Annotated in this window: 18 protein-coding genes; 3 read left to right on the top strand and 15 right to left on the bottom strand. The window is 28.5% G+C overall.

Annotated features, from left to right (window positions below):
• The first annotated feature begins 5 nt into the window (after positions 1-5).
• From KGF38_RS09415 to KGF38_RS09405, 3 genes are all read left to right on the top strand, one after another.
• Positions 6-1,103: an ABC transporter permease gene (locus tag KGF38_RS09415; RefSeq protein WP_054269763.1), complete on the top strand. Its 1,098-nt coding sequence runs from the start codon at positions 6-8 to the stop codon at positions 1,101-1,103.
• A gap of 2 nt (positions 1,104-1,105) precedes the next feature.
• Positions 1,106-2,170 (top strand): ABC transporter permease, encoded by a 1,065-nt coding sequence (locus KGF38_RS09410; RefSeq protein ID WP_054269762.1) that lies wholly within the window; start codon positions 1,106-1,108, stop codon positions 2,168-2,170.
• A gap of 240 nt (positions 2,171-2,410) precedes the next feature.
• On the top strand, positions 2,411-2,908 hold the full coding sequence (locus KGF38_RS09405) for a CarD family transcriptional regulator (RefSeq protein WP_054269761.1): 498 nt from the start codon (positions 2,411-2,413) through the stop codon (positions 2,906-2,908).
• A gap of 174 nt (positions 2,909-3,082) precedes the next feature.
• Here the strand turns inward: KGF38_RS09405 and KGF38_RS09400 are convergent, their stop codons facing one another.
• The 15 genes from KGF38_RS09400 to ftsY all read right to left on the bottom strand — a co-directional run bounded on the left by KGF38_RS09400 (position 3,083) and on the right by ftsY (position 18,837).
• Positions 3,083-3,331 (bottom strand): hypothetical protein, encoded by a 249-nt coding sequence (locus KGF38_RS09400; protein WP_054269760.1) that lies wholly within the window; start codon positions 3,329-3,331, stop codon positions 3,083-3,085.
• A gap of 65 nt (positions 3,332-3,396) precedes the next feature.
• Positions 3,397-4,413: an alpha-hydroxy-acid oxidizing protein gene (locus tag KGF38_RS09395; protein WP_227832318.1), complete on the bottom strand. Its 1,017-nt coding sequence runs from the start codon at positions 4,411-4,413 to the stop codon at positions 3,397-3,399.
• A gap of 57 nt (positions 4,414-4,470) precedes the next feature.
• Positions 4,471-5,238, bottom strand: a complete 768-nt coding sequence (locus KGF38_RS09390; protein ID WP_223152563.1) for a ribonuclease HII — start codon at positions 5,236-5,238, stop codon at positions 4,471-4,473.
• A gap of 68 nt (positions 5,239-5,306) precedes the next feature.
• Positions 5,307-7,499 (bottom strand): adenosylcobalamin-dependent ribonucleoside-diphosphate reductase, encoded by a 2,193-nt coding sequence (locus tag KGF38_RS09385; RefSeq protein ID WP_054276285.1) that lies wholly within the window; start codon positions 7,497-7,499, stop codon positions 5,307-5,309.
• A gap of 428 nt (positions 7,500-7,927) precedes the next feature.
• The gene (gene brnQ, locus KGF38_RS09380; RefSeq protein WP_074178888.1) at positions 7,928-9,220 is read right to left on the bottom strand and encodes a branched-chain amino acid transport system II carrier protein; all 1,293 of its coding nucleotides are present in this window, start codon (positions 9,218-9,220) and stop codon (positions 7,928-7,930) included.
• A gap of 1,158 nt (positions 9,221-10,378) precedes the next feature.
• A complete protein-coding gene (gene brnQ / locus KGF38_RS09375; protein WP_074178887.1) occupies positions 10,379-11,671 on the bottom strand; it encodes a branched-chain amino acid transport system II carrier protein in 1,293 nt (430 codons plus the stop codon).
• Between the two features lie 390 nt (positions 11,672-12,061).
• A complete protein-coding gene (ylqF, locus tag KGF38_RS09370; protein ID WP_054269754.1) occupies positions 12,062-12,958 on the bottom strand; it encodes a ribosome biogenesis GTPase YlqF in 897 nt (298 codons plus the stop codon).
• Between the two features lie 318 nt (positions 12,959-13,276).
• The gene (gene rplS, locus KGF38_RS09365) at positions 13,277-13,627 is read right to left on the bottom strand and encodes a 50S ribosomal protein L19 (protein ID WP_021383988.1); all 351 of its coding nucleotides are present in this window, start codon (positions 13,625-13,627) and stop codon (positions 13,277-13,279) included.
• Between the two features lie 190 nt (positions 13,628-13,817).
• Positions 13,818-14,507, bottom strand: coding sequence for a tRNA (guanosine(37)-N1)-methyltransferase TrmD (trmD, locus tag KGF38_RS09360; RefSeq protein ID WP_227832317.1), 690 nt, complete (start codon positions 14,505-14,507; stop codon positions 13,818-13,820).
• Positions 14,508-14,515: 8 nt separating this feature from the next.
• Complete coding sequence (gene rimM / locus KGF38_RS09355; RefSeq protein ID WP_054269752.1) at positions 14,516-15,031, bottom strand: ribosome maturation factor RimM; 516 nt, start codon at positions 15,029-15,031, stop codon at positions 14,516-14,518.
• 109 nt (positions 15,032-15,140) lie between these two features.
• Complete coding sequence (locus KGF38_RS09350) at positions 15,141-15,368, bottom strand: KH domain-containing protein (protein WP_054269751.1); 228 nt, start codon at positions 15,366-15,368, stop codon at positions 15,141-15,143.
• Between the two features lie 63 nt (positions 15,369-15,431).
• Complete coding sequence (rpsP, locus tag KGF38_RS09345) at positions 15,432-15,704, bottom strand: 30S ribosomal protein S16 (protein ID WP_054269750.1); 273 nt, start codon at positions 15,702-15,704, stop codon at positions 15,432-15,434.
• A gap of 38 nt (positions 15,705-15,742) precedes the next feature.
• Positions 15,743-17,095: a signal recognition particle protein gene (gene ffh / locus KGF38_RS09340; protein ID WP_021383940.1), complete on the bottom strand. Its 1,353-nt coding sequence runs from the start codon at positions 17,093-17,095 to the stop codon at positions 15,743-15,745.
• Positions 17,092-17,460: a YlxM family DNA-binding protein gene (gene ylxM / locus KGF38_RS09335; RefSeq protein ID WP_003419333.1), complete on the bottom strand. Its 369-nt coding sequence runs from the start codon at positions 17,458-17,460 to the stop codon at positions 17,092-17,094. Before ylxM ends, ffh begins: the two co-directional genes overlap by 4 nt.
• 102 nt (positions 17,461-17,562) lie before the next feature.
• On the bottom strand, positions 17,563-18,837 hold the full coding sequence (gene ftsY, locus KGF38_RS09330) for a signal recognition particle-docking protein FtsY (protein ID WP_074178886.1): 1,275 nt from the start codon (positions 18,835-18,837) through the stop codon (positions 17,563-17,565).
• Positions 18,838-18,847: the final 10 nt, after the last annotated feature.

Here is an 18,847-nt window from a genome sequence, read left to right as displayed (position 1 = left end):
ATTTTATGAAATTATACATTAGTGTAAAAACTATGCTAAAAGGTTTAAAAAGCTCCTTTATACTTAATTTAATATATTTCTTAGCATTACCTCTAGTTTTAGCTGGATTTCTTGGGATGGTGACAGAAAGTATGTTTCAAAATCCTATAAAAACAGATTTGACATCAATTGTTATATATGACAAAGATAATACAAAGCTATCAAGTAATTTGACAGGATATTTAAAAAATGATTTATCTTCTATATTAACAGTTCAAAAAGATGATTCTAAGGTAGACTTAAAACTTACTATACCTAAAGGATATGAGAATAATTTATTAAATGAAAAATCAAATACTCTAAGTATAGAAAAACTTAAATCTAGTGATAATATTGCAATATTACTTCAAGATATTTTAGATACTTATCATGAAAAATTATATTTGAATAATTCTCAAAAATTAAGTTCAGAAGATTTCTCAAAATTATTTAATAAGAATTCTATTGATGCTTCTATAATAAAAAATAATGTTAAACAAAATTCTTATGAGTACTTTGCTTTAGTTTCTCTTGGATTCCTTGTAATAATTTTTATAATGAATAATATTTTATCAAATTATATAAATGAATCAAAAGGGCTTTCAAAAAGACTTTACTCTATGCCTGTAACTAGGGTACAATTCTTAATTTATGATTTTGTAGGTTTATGGATTTACTCATTTATATTCTTATTATTATATGTTTTATTTTTTAGAATACTTGGTATAACATTCAAAGGTAACTTTGCTATATTAACTTTACTTTGTGCTTTATCTTCTTGTTTTATGACTTCAATATCTACTTTTGTAACCGCCTTTTTTAGCAAGAAATATGGTACAGTTATAGTTTATGCATTACTCTTCTTGCAAACAGTTTTTGGAGGTATCTTCAGCATGGTAAATGATGTGTTTACTAAGTTTACAAGTTTATCTCCTACTTATTTAATAGGAACATTGTTCAGTAATTATGAAACGTTTAAAACTATAGACTCAATAGAAAGTTTAATTTTCATATGCCTAATTGCATCTACAGTATTGATTGCACTTTCTATTATAAAAGAAAAATATAAGTGGAGGGAGGTTTAATAATGATTAGATTAATTATTGCAAACATAAAAAGATATATAAAAAATCATACTCTTTTAGTTAATATGGTCTTGTTTCCTGTTATATTAGTATTTTCTCTTAACTTTTTTACTGGCAGCTCAGAAAATCAATCAATGTACTTTTCTCCAGTAGCAATTGTATCTAATTCTTCCGGAAAATACGAACATAAGTTAATAGATAGTTCTAAATTAAAAGAAAACTCATTTGGACTTGACGAACAAGACAAAGCTATGAATCTATTAAAAAACAATAAAGTTTCTGCTGTCTTCATTTTAGATAAAAATTTTTCAAACAATATAGATAACTTAAAACGACCTGTGGTTAAATGTTTTAAAACTGAAAATGGTGGAGGTAGTCTTTGGGCAGAATCACAAATAGAATCTTTTATTACTAATTCATTAAAATTAAAAATAGATGGAAATATAGATGATAAATTGACCAAGACAAATATAATTGATAACAGTCCAGATAAGAATAAAAATTCGTTTTTAATAGTTTTCTTAATATGTTATTTTATGTACATTAACGCAGCACATCTAGCTTCTGATTTATTTGCATTAAAAAAATCTAATACCTTAAAAAGACTTGTCTCTACAAAACATAATGATATAAAAATAATTTTCAGTATATTTTTAGGGTTATTTTTTACTCAAGCAATTGTATACACCTTAACTTTAGTATGTTTCACATTTACAAGAGATTTTAAGTTAACTCTAAATACATTGATGATTGTACTATCAAATAGTTTTGTTGCTACTGGATTCGTATTTTGGATAGCTAGAGTGTTTAAAAACGAGAGTTCTATAAGTCTTATATCTACATTTTATTCTTTAATAGGTTTAGCTATATCCATATCTAGCATGATACCATCACTTGATAAATTGTCCTTTATGGCTAATCTTTCAAAGCTTACACCATTTTATTGGACTATAGATGCTATTAATAATAATGGTAATATATTAATAAATATAATTGTTCTAATTCTTATTGGAATGGTATTTGTAACGGCTGGAAGTCTTAAATTAAGAGATTTTGCTAGAAATTAATACTTATTAAATCTAGTTAGTATGTTATTTTATACAATACTAACTAGATATCTTAATATATTAAATCATCTTATCTTATATTTTTATATCTAATTATATATATCTATTATTCCAAACTTTTTATTATATATCATTTAATTTGACCTGTCAAGTATTTTATGATATAATATTAATTATTAGATAATTAAAGCATTGTACCCAAATTGCAATATCTAAAATTCAGTTTGGAGGTATAACCATATGTATGAAATCGGTGAAAGTGTAATGTATCCAAAAGAAGGAGCCTGCTATATAAGTGGTCTTGTAACAAAGGATGTAAATCATCATATACAAAAATACTATGAATTGACTGTTATTTACAATAGTAATCTTAAAATTTTGATTCCTGTTTTAAATGCTGATAAGATTGGTATACGTCCAGTTATGGATGAAAATGAAGTTGATAACTTTATACAATCTCTTGATAAAGCAGATTGTTTATGGGTTCTTGATAGAAAAAAACGACTTAAACTATACCAGGATAAATTTCACTCAGGAGATGTTTTCGAGATTGTAAAATTAATTAAGATGCTTATGATACAAGATAATTCAAAACAACTATGTAGCACAGATAAGGATTTTCTAAATAAGGCTCAAAGATTTGCTTTGTCAGAATTGGCTGCAGCACAATGCAAATCCTACACAATTGTATTAGAAGAAATGAAAAACCATATACTAAATTCAAAAAATAACAATTAAATTAGTTTTATATACTAGTTTAATTGTTTAGTTATTCATATAATTACTCTATTCTTCCAAATCTTTTAATCTAAAATTGATAAAGATAGATTAATTAGATAGACATCTTTATTTAAATAAAAAGTCTAGGGGTAAATCATATTCTTGATTTTCCTCTAGACTTAGTAGTAAAACTTACTCTTTCTCAAGTTCTTTTTTCTCTTCTAATAAAACACTTAACTCATTTGCTTCTAAAATTTGTGCCTCTGCAATATCAAGTAACTCTTGTTGCCATTCCACACATTTATCTTTGTAATCAAAAGGTAGCGTTCTGTCAACTATGTACTTATCAATACAACTCTCCGCACTTTTAATTATTTCTTTTCTTTCATTAATAAATTTTTCTAATTCTACTAAGGCTTCTTCATAAGCTTTTTTACTCATATAAATTCCCCCTTTGTACAATTATTCTACATTAAAATGATTTTTCCTCTTTTTTGTATAAAATTTTATTTGTATATAACTTTTCCATCAATATCTTTTATAGTTTGACATCCAGTTAATATCATAGAGCTACTTAGTTCTGATTGAAGCTTATTTATGTAAGTTTCTACACCATCAGTTGCTCCACCAAATGAAGCTGTCACAAAAGGTCTTCCTATTAATACTGCATCTGCTCCTAGACCTATCATCTTTAATACATCTAATCCTGTTCTAACTCCACCATCTGCAAGTATTGTAACTTTATCTTTAACAGCATCAGCAATTCTTGGTAGAACTTCACATGCTCCTGGTGTACAATCTAGTACTCTTCCTCCATGATTTGATACAACTATAGCATCTACACCTGCTTCAACTGCCATTAATGCATCTTCAACAGTCATTATTCCTTTCAATATAAATGGTAGCTTAGTAGAGTTTACCAATTCTTTTATTTGTTCAACATTTTTAGGAAGTACTGGTTTTCCATGTAGTGATAAAGTTACTAAACCACAAGCATCTATATCAACTCCAACTGCAAATGCACCAGCTTCTTCAGCTAATCTTATCTTTTTTATAATATTTTCATTATCCCAAGGCTTAATAAATACAATTCCAGCACCATTATACTTTTTAACTACATCCAAATTTTCCATTAAAAAAGCATCTACTGCTGTATCTCCAACCATTGCATAAATCCCACTATTAGCACATCCTGCAACTACTGGTTCTATGTAATCTCTTTCATTAATCTTTCCACCCATATTCAATGTAGTTCCTGTTACTGGAGCTGCAAATATAGGTGAACTCATTTTTTTTCCAAACATATCTATAGATGTATCAGGATTTGAGACATCATGTATTACTCTCATATTCACTTTTACTTTTTCTAAACTCTTACTATTTTCTATAAAAGAAGAACCACTTCCTTTACCTCCCATACCAGGAACTTCCCCTGCACAAACAACTCCATTACAAACTTTGCAAACTTTGCAACTTCCATTTAAATTTTCTCTAGCATTTTTTAATAGTTCATTATACTCCATCTTTAATCCCCCATTTATTATAGTAATTTATATCATATACATTATATCATATTGTATTTACAGTATATTTTTCAAAAAACTTTTTCTATGTATAGGAGTTATTCCATGTTTTTCAATAGCTTCATAGTGTTCCTTAGTCCCATACCCTTTATGAGATTTAAAGCCATATTCTGGATATACTCTATCATATTGATACATTATACTATCTCTAGTAACCTTAGCTAATATACTTGCTGCTGCTATTGATATAGATTTTGAATCTCCTTTTACAATTGGATTTTGAGCTATATCAATTCCTGGTATTGTCGCTGCATCAACCAATAGATAATCAGGTGCTTGTTTTAAACAATTTATAGCTTTTTTCATTGCCATATATGTAGCATTCAATATGTTAAATTCGTCTATTTCTTCATTATTTACGATACCTATTCCATAGTCTAATGCTTCTTTTTTTATTACTTCAAAAAGTTCATCTCTTTTTGCTTCACTTAGTTTTTTAGAATCATTTACACCTTCTATTTTTGTATTTTTTTTAAATACTACTACAGAGGCTACAACAGGCCCAGCAAGTGGCCCTCTTCCCGCTTCATCAATTCCTCCAATATATAAATAACCTTTATTATAACCTTCATTTTCAAATATATTTATGGTTTCTAATCTTTCTTCTTCTCTTCTAATATTATCTAATTTTTTAGCTAGTTTTATAGCTAAACTTTGAACAGATTTTCTGTCATCGACTCTCAGTAGTTCTATATATTGCATATATTTTTCTACTTCTAAAGTCTCAATTATTTCTTTAATCTCCCTCACGCTTTTATTCTGCATACAATTCCCTCATCTTTCATTTGTAAAAATATAAGTTTTAATATATTAAATTTTTGCTAACGCAAAGTTTAATTGCATCCACTATATCCACATTTTAAGCATATACTACAACCACCTGTGTGTGCAATTCCTTCACTTCCACACTCTGGACACACAAATTTCTCATCTTCTTCAAAATTTTTATTTACTATTTTTTTGGATTCTTCATCTTTATTATCTTTTTCTTTTTTATTATTTTTATAACATTCTTTTTTATTATCTTCTTTTTTATTATTTTCTTTATTGTTTTCTTCCTTTTTTTCATTTATTAAAATTCCACTCCTTTTGCATCCATCTCTAAATATTGTCACACCTTTAAGACCAGCCTCCCATGCCTTAATATATATATTGAAAACATCTTCAATTGTAGTTTCAAAAGGTATATTTATTGTAGATGATATAGAAGCATCAATATACTTTTGCCATACTTTTTGCATGTTTATCCTTTCTTCATATCCTATATTCATAGCAGTTACAAAAAAATCTGGTAAACACTCTTCATCTGTAATACCTTTTTTATCCATATACTCCTTAACAATTGGAGTATATACTTTATAATATACATCTTCATCATGCAAACTCTCAGTTTTTCTTATATATGAAAGATTAAATATTGGCTCTATTCCTCCACTAATTCCTATCATTGTAGATATAGAACCTGTAGGAGGTATAGTTAATAGTTGTGAGTTTCTAAGCCCATATTTTTTAACCATTTCCTTAGTATCGTCATTTAAATTTTCTATAAAAAACTCCGATTTAGAGATATTTTCATATTTATATTCACTAAAAGTTCCATATTCCTTAGCAATTAATGCTGATTGCTTTACAGCTTCATTCAGCATAGTCTTACCAATCAAATCACACAATTCTAAAGATTTATCAGAACCATATCTTATTCCCATTTTTATAAGCATGTCAGCTATACCCATTACACCTAGACCTATCTGTCTATATTTATGTACACTATCCCTTTGCTCTTGTAATGGATGTAAGTTTAATCCTTCATCTAACACATCATTTAAAGCTACTACAGCTTCTCTAACGCAAGATTTTAGTTTATTAATATCAAAGGTAGCATGTTCACCAAATGGCTGTATTACAAACTCTGACAAGTTTATTGAACCAAGAAGACAACTTCCTCCACTTGGAAGTGGCTCTTCTGCACAAGGATTCACTCCTGAAAAGCAAAAACTTTTGTCTTCACTCATAAAATTATATGTTCTTATTTTGTCCCAAAATAAAATACCTGGTTCTGCATAATCCCAGTTATTTTTCACAAATTTAGTAAATAAATCATATGCATTTACTATCTTGACTATTTTTTCTCCAGTAGTTTCAACTTCAAAAGTACAGTTATAAAGTTTCTTTTCTTTTACAGCTTGCATAAATTCATCTGTTACTCTTACAGAAATATTTGCTTTAGTAACTTTCTCTAAGTCCGTTTTTATATCTATAAACTCTTCTATCTCTGGATGGTTTACATCCATAGAAATCATAAGAGCTCCTCTTCTTCCTCTTTGACCAATCAAACCAGTTGTCATGCTGTAAAGTTCCATAAATGAAACTGCTCCAGTTGTGTGTTTTGCAGCATTATTCACTTTTGCTCCTTTTGGTCTTAACTTTGAAATATCAATTCCAACTCCTCCACCATAGCTAAATGTTCTAGCAAGTTTTTTTGCAGTATCGAAAATATCTTCTATACTATCTTTTGGTGGCTCTATTACATAGCAATTAGAATATGTTACTTTTTTACCTTCTTTCTGCAGACCTCTATTTGCTAAAATTCTTCCAGCAAATAGAAATTTTTTTTGTCTTATTAATTTTGAGATTCTTGGACTGTTATTTGAGATTCTCTTTATCCATTCATCAAAACTCTCACCATTATTTCTATACTTGTTTTTCCATATTGATTTTTGTAATTCATCAAACTCCCACGCTTTGGTTCTTATTTCAGAACGTCTTTCTCTATATAATATGTAGTGTTTCGCTATATCTTTCCTATTTGATTCCATAAGCAATACTTCAACTATATCTTGTATTTCCTCTACAGATAAACACTTTTCCATAGAGTTATAGTCTTTATCTATTTTTCTTGATATATCATACGCTAAATCTCTATCCACTCCACCTTCACTATTTATACTAGCCTTATAGACAGCATCTTCAATTTTACTTTTACTAAAAAGTTCTTTTGTACCATCTCTTTTTATTATGTACTTCATCTTTAGACCTCCAATAAATTAGTATTAAATTAATACACCTATTAACTATAATTCTAAACAAACTTTTTTATATGTTTGTATTTTTTCAGATTAATTATCTAGCATAATATATATTATACTATTTTATATTCAATATAACACTCCTTATAGTTTTCTCAACTTGTAAAACACATTCTTGAAAAACTTTAAAATAATATAAAAAAGTATATAAAAGTCCAATTCTACTTTTATATACTTTATCTTTTTTATGTTTTTATCACTTTAACCTTCATTAATTAATAAATACTTAAATAGTAAATCCTTTATTTTTTCTTTACAAATATATGTGATGATATTTTACATTGACATTCCATATTTGTAGTAAATATAAAAAGGAATTGCCTATATAATTTAAAGGCAATTCCATAATTATCAATTATTATTTGTTACTATGCAGTTTTACTGCTTTTAGATGGAATAAAGTATCCTATTATTCCTGCTATTACAACTGGAACTATCCAGTTAAATCCTAATGAAGCAAATGGTAAGCTATTAACTAGAGGAATGTTTACTCCAAAGCTTGTTGCAACTGTTAATACACTTACTAATAATGCCATATATGCAGCACATTTGAATACATTGTCATTTTTAATTTTGTTACTAAATAATGCTAATATAACTAGAGTTATAGTTGCTGGATATACCATACTTAATATAGGAGCAGAGAATTGTATTATTGTACTTACTCCAAAGTTTGATATGATTGCACTAAACACACAAACTACTATAACTATATGCTCATATTTTAATTTTCCATCTGTAAGTGTTGAGAAATATTGACCAGCTGCTGAAGAAAGTCCTATAGCTGTTGTTAAACATGCTAACGCAACTATAATAGCTAATAAAATTTTACCTGTAGTTCCAAGTAAAGATGCTGTTATTGCAACTATTAAAGCTGTTTGTTGAACATCTTGTCCATATGCTTGAGATACAGTTGCTCCAAGATAACATAAACCACCATAAACTAGTGCCATACCTATTACTGCAATAACACCTGCACTTACTGTAGCTTTCATCTTTTCTTTTTCACCTGTGTATCCTTTAGCTATTACTGACATGATTATGATTGATGCAAATACACTAGCTGCTAGTGCATCCATTGTTTGATAACCTTGAGTGATACCTTCTGCAAATACATTTTGTATTAGAGAACTATCTCTTATTTCTCCTAATGGAGATACGATACCTTTAACTATTAATACTGCTAAAGCTATAAGTAAAGCTGGAGTTAATATTGACCCAACTATATCTACAACTTTTGATGGTCTTATTGTTAGAAGTAATACTATAGCAAAGAATACTATAGAGAATATTACTGGGCTTATTCCTGAACCTATTGTAGGTAATATACCCATTTCATAAGTTGTTGCTGCTGTTCTAGGTATTGCCAAAAGTGGCCCTATACAGATTACCATTGCACATCCTAATGCAACACTTAATCCTTTACCTGCTCTTGAGAACATCTTTGATGTATCTCCATTAAACTTAGTTGCTGCTATAACTGCTAATAATGCCAAACCACCATCTGCGAAAAGGAATCCTATGAAAGCTACTAACCAGCTACTTCCGGATAAAACTCCTAGATATGGAGGGAATATTAAGTTCCCAGCACCAAAAAACATTGCAAATAGTGCAAATCCAATTACAATTACATCTTTAAACTTGATTTGTTTCTCACCCATTTAAAGCACCCCCATTTTGAATTTTACTACTTTACTGCTTTTTTACTACATTTTACTAAAAAATAAGTCCAATCTCTTCTTAAATGAAAACCTTTTGACGAGATTTTATTTAATTATACATTTTTGACTTAAACTTGTCAATTATGTTTCATAATTTATAAAATCTTCGCAATATTTAATACAACTTTCTTAATTAAATAAAATCAACCTGTATACTTTAAACATGATTGGTTTTTTATTTTTTCTCTAAATTTTCTTGACAAAATTAAAAGTTCTCACTTTTTTGAATATTCTTAATTTTAACATCATTTGAACTATTCTTGATTTAACTTGTTTTGTATGGTAGTGTATATCCCTCCTTCTATATTACATATAATTTTTTTAATTCAATTTAAATAATTTAATTTAAATTTTAAATATTTTGTGTTTATTATATAATTCTAAAAAAAAGACGTCAATATGATTTTTAATTTTTTAAATTTTCAAAATTATGATATTCAGAAAATCGTTTTCCTTTTATCATAACTCTTATTTACGTTAATTCTTGTAGTATTTTGTATTTATTTTGCTAAATCGATTTCTAATTTTACTAAATTATTGTTCTACATTCATAGATTTTTCACTTCTTTTCCATCTCTGAAATCGTTTTTTCTGAAAATTCCTTATTATGATTTGCAAGCTTACTTTTCTTCATTGTAATTATTTTCTAACTCCCAACTTACTTAAACTTTGCAGTTGCTTGTATCCACGTCGACATACTTATATTTCAAAATTAACTAAAAATTCTTAATATATATCTATATAAAAACAATTTAGTACTTTGCTTAATTGATTTATATATGCAAACGCCTTAAATTTTATTTTATTATTTTATTATTGTTATAATTTTATTTATATAATATCTTTGTAAAAATCAGTTAATACTTATAACTAAACTTATAAAATTACTCCAAAGTTCTTTTTTTAACATCTAATATTGTTAAAAAATAAACTATATATTTTTTCCAATATTTTCTCATATTTCTTATATTTCTTATATTCTAAAAACAAATAATTAGTATAGAAACAAAAAATAAAAGGAGTTATCTATATAAATAATTTCATTTATTATAGATAACTCTTTTATTTAAAAGTAATTACATTTTAACTGAATAAAGTTTAATTTGTTCCAAGTGTATTAGATTGACTCTTTGATGGTATAAAGTTACCAATTATTCCAGCTATTATAACTGGAACCACCCAGTTAAATCCTAATGAAGCAAGTGGTAAAGAATTTACTATTGGAACATTTACTCCATAAGTAGATATAACTGTTAATATACTTACAAGCAGTGACATATATACTGCTCCTTTGTATACATTGTCATTCTTAATTTTTTCATTGAAGAATGCTAAAATTATTAAAACAATTGATGGTGGATAAACTATACTTAATATAGGTGATGCTATCTTTATTATAGTCCCAACACCAAAAGATGCTACTACTGCACTGAATACAGATACAGCTAAAACTATTTTTTCATAACTTAATTTTCCTTTTGTAAGTCTAGAGAAATATTGTCCTGTAGCAGATGTAAGACCTATAGATGTAGTTAAACATGCTAATGATACTACTATTGCTAAAATCGCTTTCCCAACATTACCAAGTAATCCTTGTGTTATATTTACTATTACTTGCGATTGCACTGCATCTGTTCCATACATTGTTGATACAGTTGCTCCAAGGAAACATAACCCTCCATAAACTAGAGCTAGACCTCCACAAGCAAGGACACCTGCTTTACCAATCATCTTTAACTTCTCACTAATAGAAGTATATCCTTTTTCATTTAGAGATACTATCAACACTGATGCAAGTGCTATTGCTGCAAAGGCATCCATCGTCTGATATCCTTGACCTATACCTTCTGCAAATACATTAGGTATCATAGGTTTATCGATTATCTCTCCAAGTGGAGATACAACACCTTTTATAATTATAAATGCTAAAGCTATTAGAAGAGCTGGAGTTAAAAATTGTCCAACTATATCTACGACCTTAGAAGGTCTTATTGTTAATACATATGATATCGCGAAATAAACTACACAGAATAATAACACTGGAATCGAAGTTCCAAATAGAGGCATCATACCCATTTCATAAGTTGTTGCACCTGTTCTTGGTATAGCTAGGAATGGTCCTATACATAAAATATCTGCACAACCTATAAGAATCCCTAATTTCATACCACATCTTTTAAACATCTCAATTACGTTTCCATCAAATTTAGCTGTAGCCATTACTGCTAGAAGTGCCAAACCAGCATCGGCAAATGTAAATCCTAAGAAGGCAATTAACCATTCTGGACCTGTAATTATTCCCAAATATGGTGGAAATATTAAGTTACCTGCTCCAAAGAACATTGCGAATAATGCAAATCCAAATACTATCATATCCTTGGTCTTACCCATTATAAAATCCCCCTTTTTAACCTTATTAAATTAATAAAATGCCTCAATTGTTTACGCTTGCATAAATAAATTAATTAAAACAATAAGAAGTTATTATTAAATTAATAAAATTAAATAAATTAAATTTTTAATATATTGTATTGATTTGTGCTTATTATATATTATACGAAACAAGCAAGTCAATATACCAAAATTTGAAATAATCACATTCATTTTAATTTTCAAAAAATTAGGTATATTTGTCTTAAATTAATATTTTTAAAGGTTTTCTAATCTAATTTATACTTTCATATGACAATATTTGTCTATATTTTAAAAAAATAAAAAAAACCTTAAGGAAAAGGTTTTTTTTATTTTATAATGTTAAATTTTTTAACCTGGCTTTAAAATCTATCTTTTAACATTCTCTGGTATTTCTAATGTTATATTCCCTATTTTTCCATCTCTAAACTCATTTAAAACGGTTGTAGCTATACGTGCATAATCAAGCTCTTTTTTTCCTGTTATGAATCCTCTCTTATGACCAATCATATCCATAGTTTCAATTGGAGTTTCTCCTAGAGATTCCAATTTATATCTAGCTTTCAGATTCTCAGGTGCTATCTTCATAAGTTTCTCTATAAGTCTTAAAGCTAAAGTCTCAGTATCCAAAATTTCATCCTTTATAGCTCTACTAAAGGCTAAGTTTAGAGCGACTTCTTGGTCTTCAAACTTAGGCCAAAGTATTCCAGGTGTATCCAAAAGTTCAAGATTCCCTTTTAACCTAACCCATTGCTTCCCTTTAGTTACTCCTGGCTTGTCTCCTGTTTGAGTACTTTTTCTACCTGTTAATTTATTTATAAGAGATGATTTACCAACATTTGGGACCCCAACTATCATTATTCGTATAGCTCTTTCTTTTCTACCTTTATCTTTTAAATTGTCCATTTTTTCTCTAGTTACATTCTTACATTCTTCTATTATCTTATTTATACCAATTCCTTTTATTGTATCAACTGGTATAGCTTTTATGTTAATTTTTTTATAGTACTCTACCCATTGATTTAATTTATCTCTATCTGCCATGTCACTTTTATTAAGTACAACTACCCTTGGTTTATCTCCTACAAGCTTATCTATATCTGGATTTTTACTACTAAATGGTATTCTGGCATCTAATAGTTCAATAACTACATCAATCAATTTTAAATTGTTTTTCACTAACTCCTTAGTTTTTTTCATATGACCTGGATACCAGTTTATATGTAGATTGTCATCCATAAGATACTCTTCATATTCATTTGACATATATATCACTCCTTTAAAATATTATATTACTATTCCTTAATTATAATTAAAAAATAAATTTATTTAAATCACTGTATTGTCATGCTTTTAACATCATACTTTACATAATATTCTCTTCTTATTTTAATATTATTTCAAAATATAATTCAATATTTATCAATTTTATTTTTCATTTTAAAAGTTATAAATTCATAAATAAATAATGTATATTTCAACAAATAGTTCTATTTATTTCTGATATAATTATTGACTATAATTTTCATTAAAATAGAAAGAGGACTGATAAATCAGCCCCCCATTTATAAGTAAAGTTTTTAATTATCTATTTCTAGCTTCTTTTATCTTAGCAGCTTTACCTACTCTACCTCTTAAGTAGTTTAGTTTAGCTCTTCTTACTTTACCTTTTCTAGTAACTTCTATTTTTTCTATTTTTGGAGAGTGAACTGGGAAAGTTCTTTCTACACCAACATTGAAAGACATTTTTCTAACTGTGAAAGTTTCTCTTGCTCCTCCACCTTGTCTCTTTAATACTACACCTTCGAATACTTGTATTCTTTCTCTTTTTCCTTCTATAATTCTAACGTGTACTTTAACTGTGTCCCCAGGTCCAAAATTAGGAACTTCATTTTTTAATTGTTCTTGCTCAATTGCTCTTAGCATTTCATTCATCTTTCTTCCTCCTAAATATCATAGACGTTCTTAACTACCCGACCAGTGTAAACAGAGGAACGCCCGTATTTTCAACATTTTATATTATACTATACTTCAATAGTTATTACAAGCACTTTTACGTTTTTAATTCCATTTATAGGTACTTTATTGTATACATGTATATTGATTACTTCTTGTATTTTTATTTTTATTTAGATTTTCTATATAAGTCTAATCGTCTTTCTTTAGTTATTCTTATAGATTCTTCTTTTCTCCACTCATCTATCTTTTTATGATTACCTGATAAAAGCACTTCTGGTACTTTTAATCCTTCAAAATCTCTAGGTCTAGTGTAATGAGGATACTCTAACAAATTATCTTTAAATGATTCTTCTTCAAAAGATTCATCTTGATTTAATACACCTGGTATTAGTCTTGATATAGAATCTATCATTATAAGTGCTGGAAGTTCCCCTCCAGTTAGTACATAATCTCCAATTGAAATTTCATCAGTTACAATTAAATCGATTATTCTTTCATCTATACCTTCATAATGACCACATAGCAGTATTATATCCTCTTTGATAGACATTTGCTTCACTATAGATTGGTTGTATACCTTTCCTTTTGGAGTTAGATAAATTACTCTTGGATTATTTATATTATGAGTTGTTATTATATGCTTATACGTGTCATATATCGGTTGAGGAGTCATTACCATACCAGCTCCTCCTCCAAATGGATAATCGTCTACTTTTTTATGTTTATTATCAGAAAAATCTCTTATATTATATATATGAACTTCAATTACACCTTTTTCAACTGCTCTTTTCATTATACTCTCATTCATATATGAATTAAATATTTCTGGAAAAAGCGTCATTATATGAAATCTCATATTGCCACCTAATCTATCATTCCCTTAATAGGGTCTATAATCATTTTTCTGTCATCAATGTCTATTGTAGGTACAAATTTTTTTATAGCTGGTATCATGAATTCTTTATCCTCTTCACCTTTTATTACATAAACATCATTTGCAGAGTATTGAAGTACATCTTCTAACACTCCTACATATTTTCCGTCTACAGTTAAAACTTCCATACCAATCATATCTGCTATAAAAAATTCGCCTTCTTCAAGTTCTCTACTATCTTCCCTAGACACGTACATAAATTTATTTTTTAGTTTTTCTGCTTTTTCTATACTATCTATATCCTTTATCTTCATTATAACCATAGAACCTTTGTATCTTACCTTTTCAACAATCCACTTATTATTTAAATCTTTTCCTAGATAAAAATCTTTCAATTCATCAAATCTATCTATATCATCAGTAAGTGGATAAACTCTTACCTCACCTTTTAGACCTTGTGTATTTACTATTTGACCTATCTTAAAATGAGTTACTTTTTCTTTCATGTTATCACCTTCTTAAAAAATTTAATCTTATATACTCATATCATCATAAATTCTTAAAACTACATATAATTATATAAAAAGGACTAGGTATTATACCTAATCCTCCTATTTACACTATCTCAAGAGAAACTTTTACATTTTCTCTATTTGCAACAGATCTTACGACAGTTCTTATAGCTTTAGCTATTCTTCCCTGCTTCCCAATAACCTTACCCATATCATCTTGAGCAACTGTAAGTTTTAAGACTATACCGCCATTATCTTCAAATTCCTCAACGACAACTGAATCAGGATTATCAACTAGAGCCTTAGCTATATCTACAACTAGCTCTTTCATATATTTCATCTCCTAAAGTAACCTCAGCAATGAGTATTTACTTAAACTAATTGCTAAGAAAAATTATTTTGCTTGTTTAGAAGCTTCGAATTTTTCTATTACTCCATTTTTCACAAGTAATTTTTTAACTACTTCTGTTGGTTGAGCACCAGTAGTTAACCATTTTATAGCTTTTTCATCATTTATTTTTACTTGTTTAGGTTCAGAAACTGGATTATAGTATCCTATTTCTTCTATAAATTTTCCATCTCTTGGAGCTCTTGAATCAGCTACTACTATTCTGTAGAAAGGTTTTTTATTAGCTCCCATTCTTTTTAATCTTATTTTAACTGCCATTACAGTCACCTCCGAATAATTTTTACTTTTTTTATATTTTATTTAAAAAAAGGTAAACCGCCTAAGCCGCCCCTTTTCTTCATACTTTTTTGCGAACCAGCAAACATCTTCATCATTTTTTTCATTTCATTAAGTTGTTTTATAAGTCTATTTACATCTTGTACACTAGTTCCACTACCTCTAGCTATTCTTTTCTTTCTAGAAGCGTTTAATACTCCTGGGTTTCTTCTCTCATATGTAGTCATTGATTGAATTATGGCTTTAGTTCTATTCATTTCCTTGCCATTCAAATCTACATCTCCAAGTTGGTCTTTTACATTTCCCATACCAGGTATCATACCAATTATCTTGTCAAGAGGTCCCATATTTTGTATTTGTTCCATTTGTTGTAAGAAATCCTCAAAATCAAGTTCTTGTTTTTTTATTTTTTGTTCTAATTCTTTGGCTTTCTCTAAATCTATATTTTCTTGTGCTTTTTCTATTAAACTTAAGACATCTCCCATACCTAGTATTCTTGATGCCATTCTATCTGGGTGGAAAGGCTCTATATCATCTAGTTTTTCTCCCATACCCATAAATTTTATAGGTTTTTGTGTAACTGCTCTTATTGAAAGTGCAGCACCACCTCTAGTATCTCCATCCAATTTAGTTAAGACTACTCCATCAACACCAAGAGCTTCATTGAAACTTTCTGCAACATTTACAGCATCTTGTCCTGTCATAGAATCTACAACCAAAAGTATTTCATGTGGTTTAACTTCTGACTTAATTGATTTTAATTCATCCATAAGCACTTCATCTATGTGAAGTCTACCAGCTGTATCTATAATAACTAAATCATTAGCATTTTTAATTGCATGGCTTAAACCTGCCTTTGCAATATTTACAGGATTTTCTTTATCTCCCATATTAAATACAGGTATATCCAATTTTTCCCCAACAACTTGAAGTTGCTTTATTGCTGCTGGTCTATAAATATCACAAGCTACTAATAAAGGTTTCTTGCCTTGCTTTTTAAAATATCCTCCCAGCTTTCCTGCTGTAGTAGTTTTACCTGCTCCTTGCAGTCCAACCATCATCAAAATTGTAGGAGGTTTTGAGGAAATCATTACTTTACTTTGTACATCTCCCATTAAACTTGTAAGTTCTTCATTTACAATTTTAATTACATGCTGAGCTGGAGTTAAGCTTTGCATAACTTCTTGTCCAACACATCTTTCTTGAACTTTTTTTATGAAATCTTTAACTACTTTAAAGTTAACATCTGCTTCAAGAAGAGCAAGTTTAACTTCTCTCATAGCATTTTTTACATCTACTTCTGTAAGTTTTCCTTTTGATTTTAACTTACTAAATGCCCCTTGTAGTTTATCAGACAATCCTTCAAATATCATTTTATCATCTCCCTACATACATCTTCTATATTTTCTAGCTTAGGGATTAAATTAGCACAATCTCTATTGTGCAATAAATCTTCTTTAATGTCAATAATTTTATCTTTTATAATTTTAATATTTTTTTCCTGCTCCTGAATCTTAGATACTAAGTGTAATTTTTCTTCATAATCTCTTAGTATTTTTTCTGAACGCTTCAAAGTATCATACACACCTTGTCTTGATACATTCAGATTTTCACTAATTTCACCTAAAGAATAATCTTCTTCATAGTATAGAGCTACTATTTCTTTCTGCTTGTCAGTTAATAATTCTTTATATTGTTCAAATAACAATCCAATTTCGACCATTTTTTCTATATTCATATCTTACACTTCCTAGCAGTATACTGTAAAGGTTATCTACTTTACACTATTGTATTTTATATCATATAAACACTCTTGTCAACCATTATTTTTAAAAGAATACTAGTTACCAAATAATGCATCTGAAAATGATTTTGCATCAAAATCTTGCAGGTCTTCTACTCTTTCTCCAACTCCAATAAGTTTTACAGGTACATCTACTTCTGATTTTACTGCAAGTACTACTCCACCTTTTGCAGTCCCATCAAGTTTTGTAAGCACTATACCTGTTATGTCTGCAACTTCTTTAAATGTCTTTGCTTGAACGACTGCATTTTGACCTGTTGTTGCATCTACTACAAGAAGTACTTCACGTTTTGCCTCTGGAAATTCTCTATCTACTATTTTAAATACTTTTCCAAGCTCATTCATAAGATTAGCTTTATTGTGTAATCTTCCCGCTGTATCACATATTAATACATCTGTTTTTCTAGCCTTGGCTGCCTTTATAGCATCAAATACTACTGCTCCAGGGTCTGCTCCTTCTTGATGCTTTATTATATCTACATTCGTTCTATTTGCCCAAATTTCCAATTGCTCTGTAGCTGCTGCTCTAAATGTATCTGCTGCTGCTAATAAAACCTTTTTACCATCTTTTTTGTATTTATTTGCTAGTTTACCTATTGTAGTAGTTTTGCCAACTCCATTTACACCAACCATTAGAATTATACATGGTGCTGGCTCTATATCTAATATAGAGTTTTCATTTGTAAGAATCTCTTCTACTATAGATTTAAGCTCTTCTCTTACTTTCATAGGCTCTGTAATACCTTTTTGCTTTATTTTATCTCTTAGTTTTTCAATTATATCCATAGTTGTATTTACACCAACATCTGCTGTTATTAAAATTTCCTCTAAATCCTCAAGTAAATCTTCATCTACTTTTGTATATGATTTTAAAACCTCATCTATTCTATCAGTTATTCCTTGCTTTGCTTTTGTTAATCCTTGTTTTAACCTTTCAAACAAGTTAATCTTTTTTTCTTCTTTATCTTCCATCTCTTCAGATTCAGTTTCATCATTATGGCTTTCTAATTCTTCTATTTTATCTTCTTTAGAATCATCACTTAAAATAGTTTCTACATCTTGTTCATTAATTTTTAACTGGCCTTCTACTTTTTCATCTTGTTCAGTACTTTCATTAGTGGCATCTTCTTCAGTTTTTTCTTCAATATCTTCTATTTTATCTATAACTTCTTCTTCAAGGCCTGAAAAAATAGTTTCTTCTACATTTTCTAGGTTATCAATACTACTTTCTATTTCTTCTTCTGGCTCAGCATCCTTTTTTTCCAGTTCCTTTTCTTTGTCTTTTCCAAAACCAAATAATTTTTTTAACACTGTTCTTCCT

Source organism: Clostridioides sp. ZZV14-6387, from assembly GCF_020657835.1.
Taxonomy (GTDB): domain Bacteria; phylum Bacillota; class Clostridia; order Peptostreptococcales; family Peptostreptococcaceae; genus Clostridioides; species Clostridioides difficile_A.
Note: the sequence above shows the minus strand (reverse complement) of the source record. Positions and strands in the feature narration are given on the sequence as shown.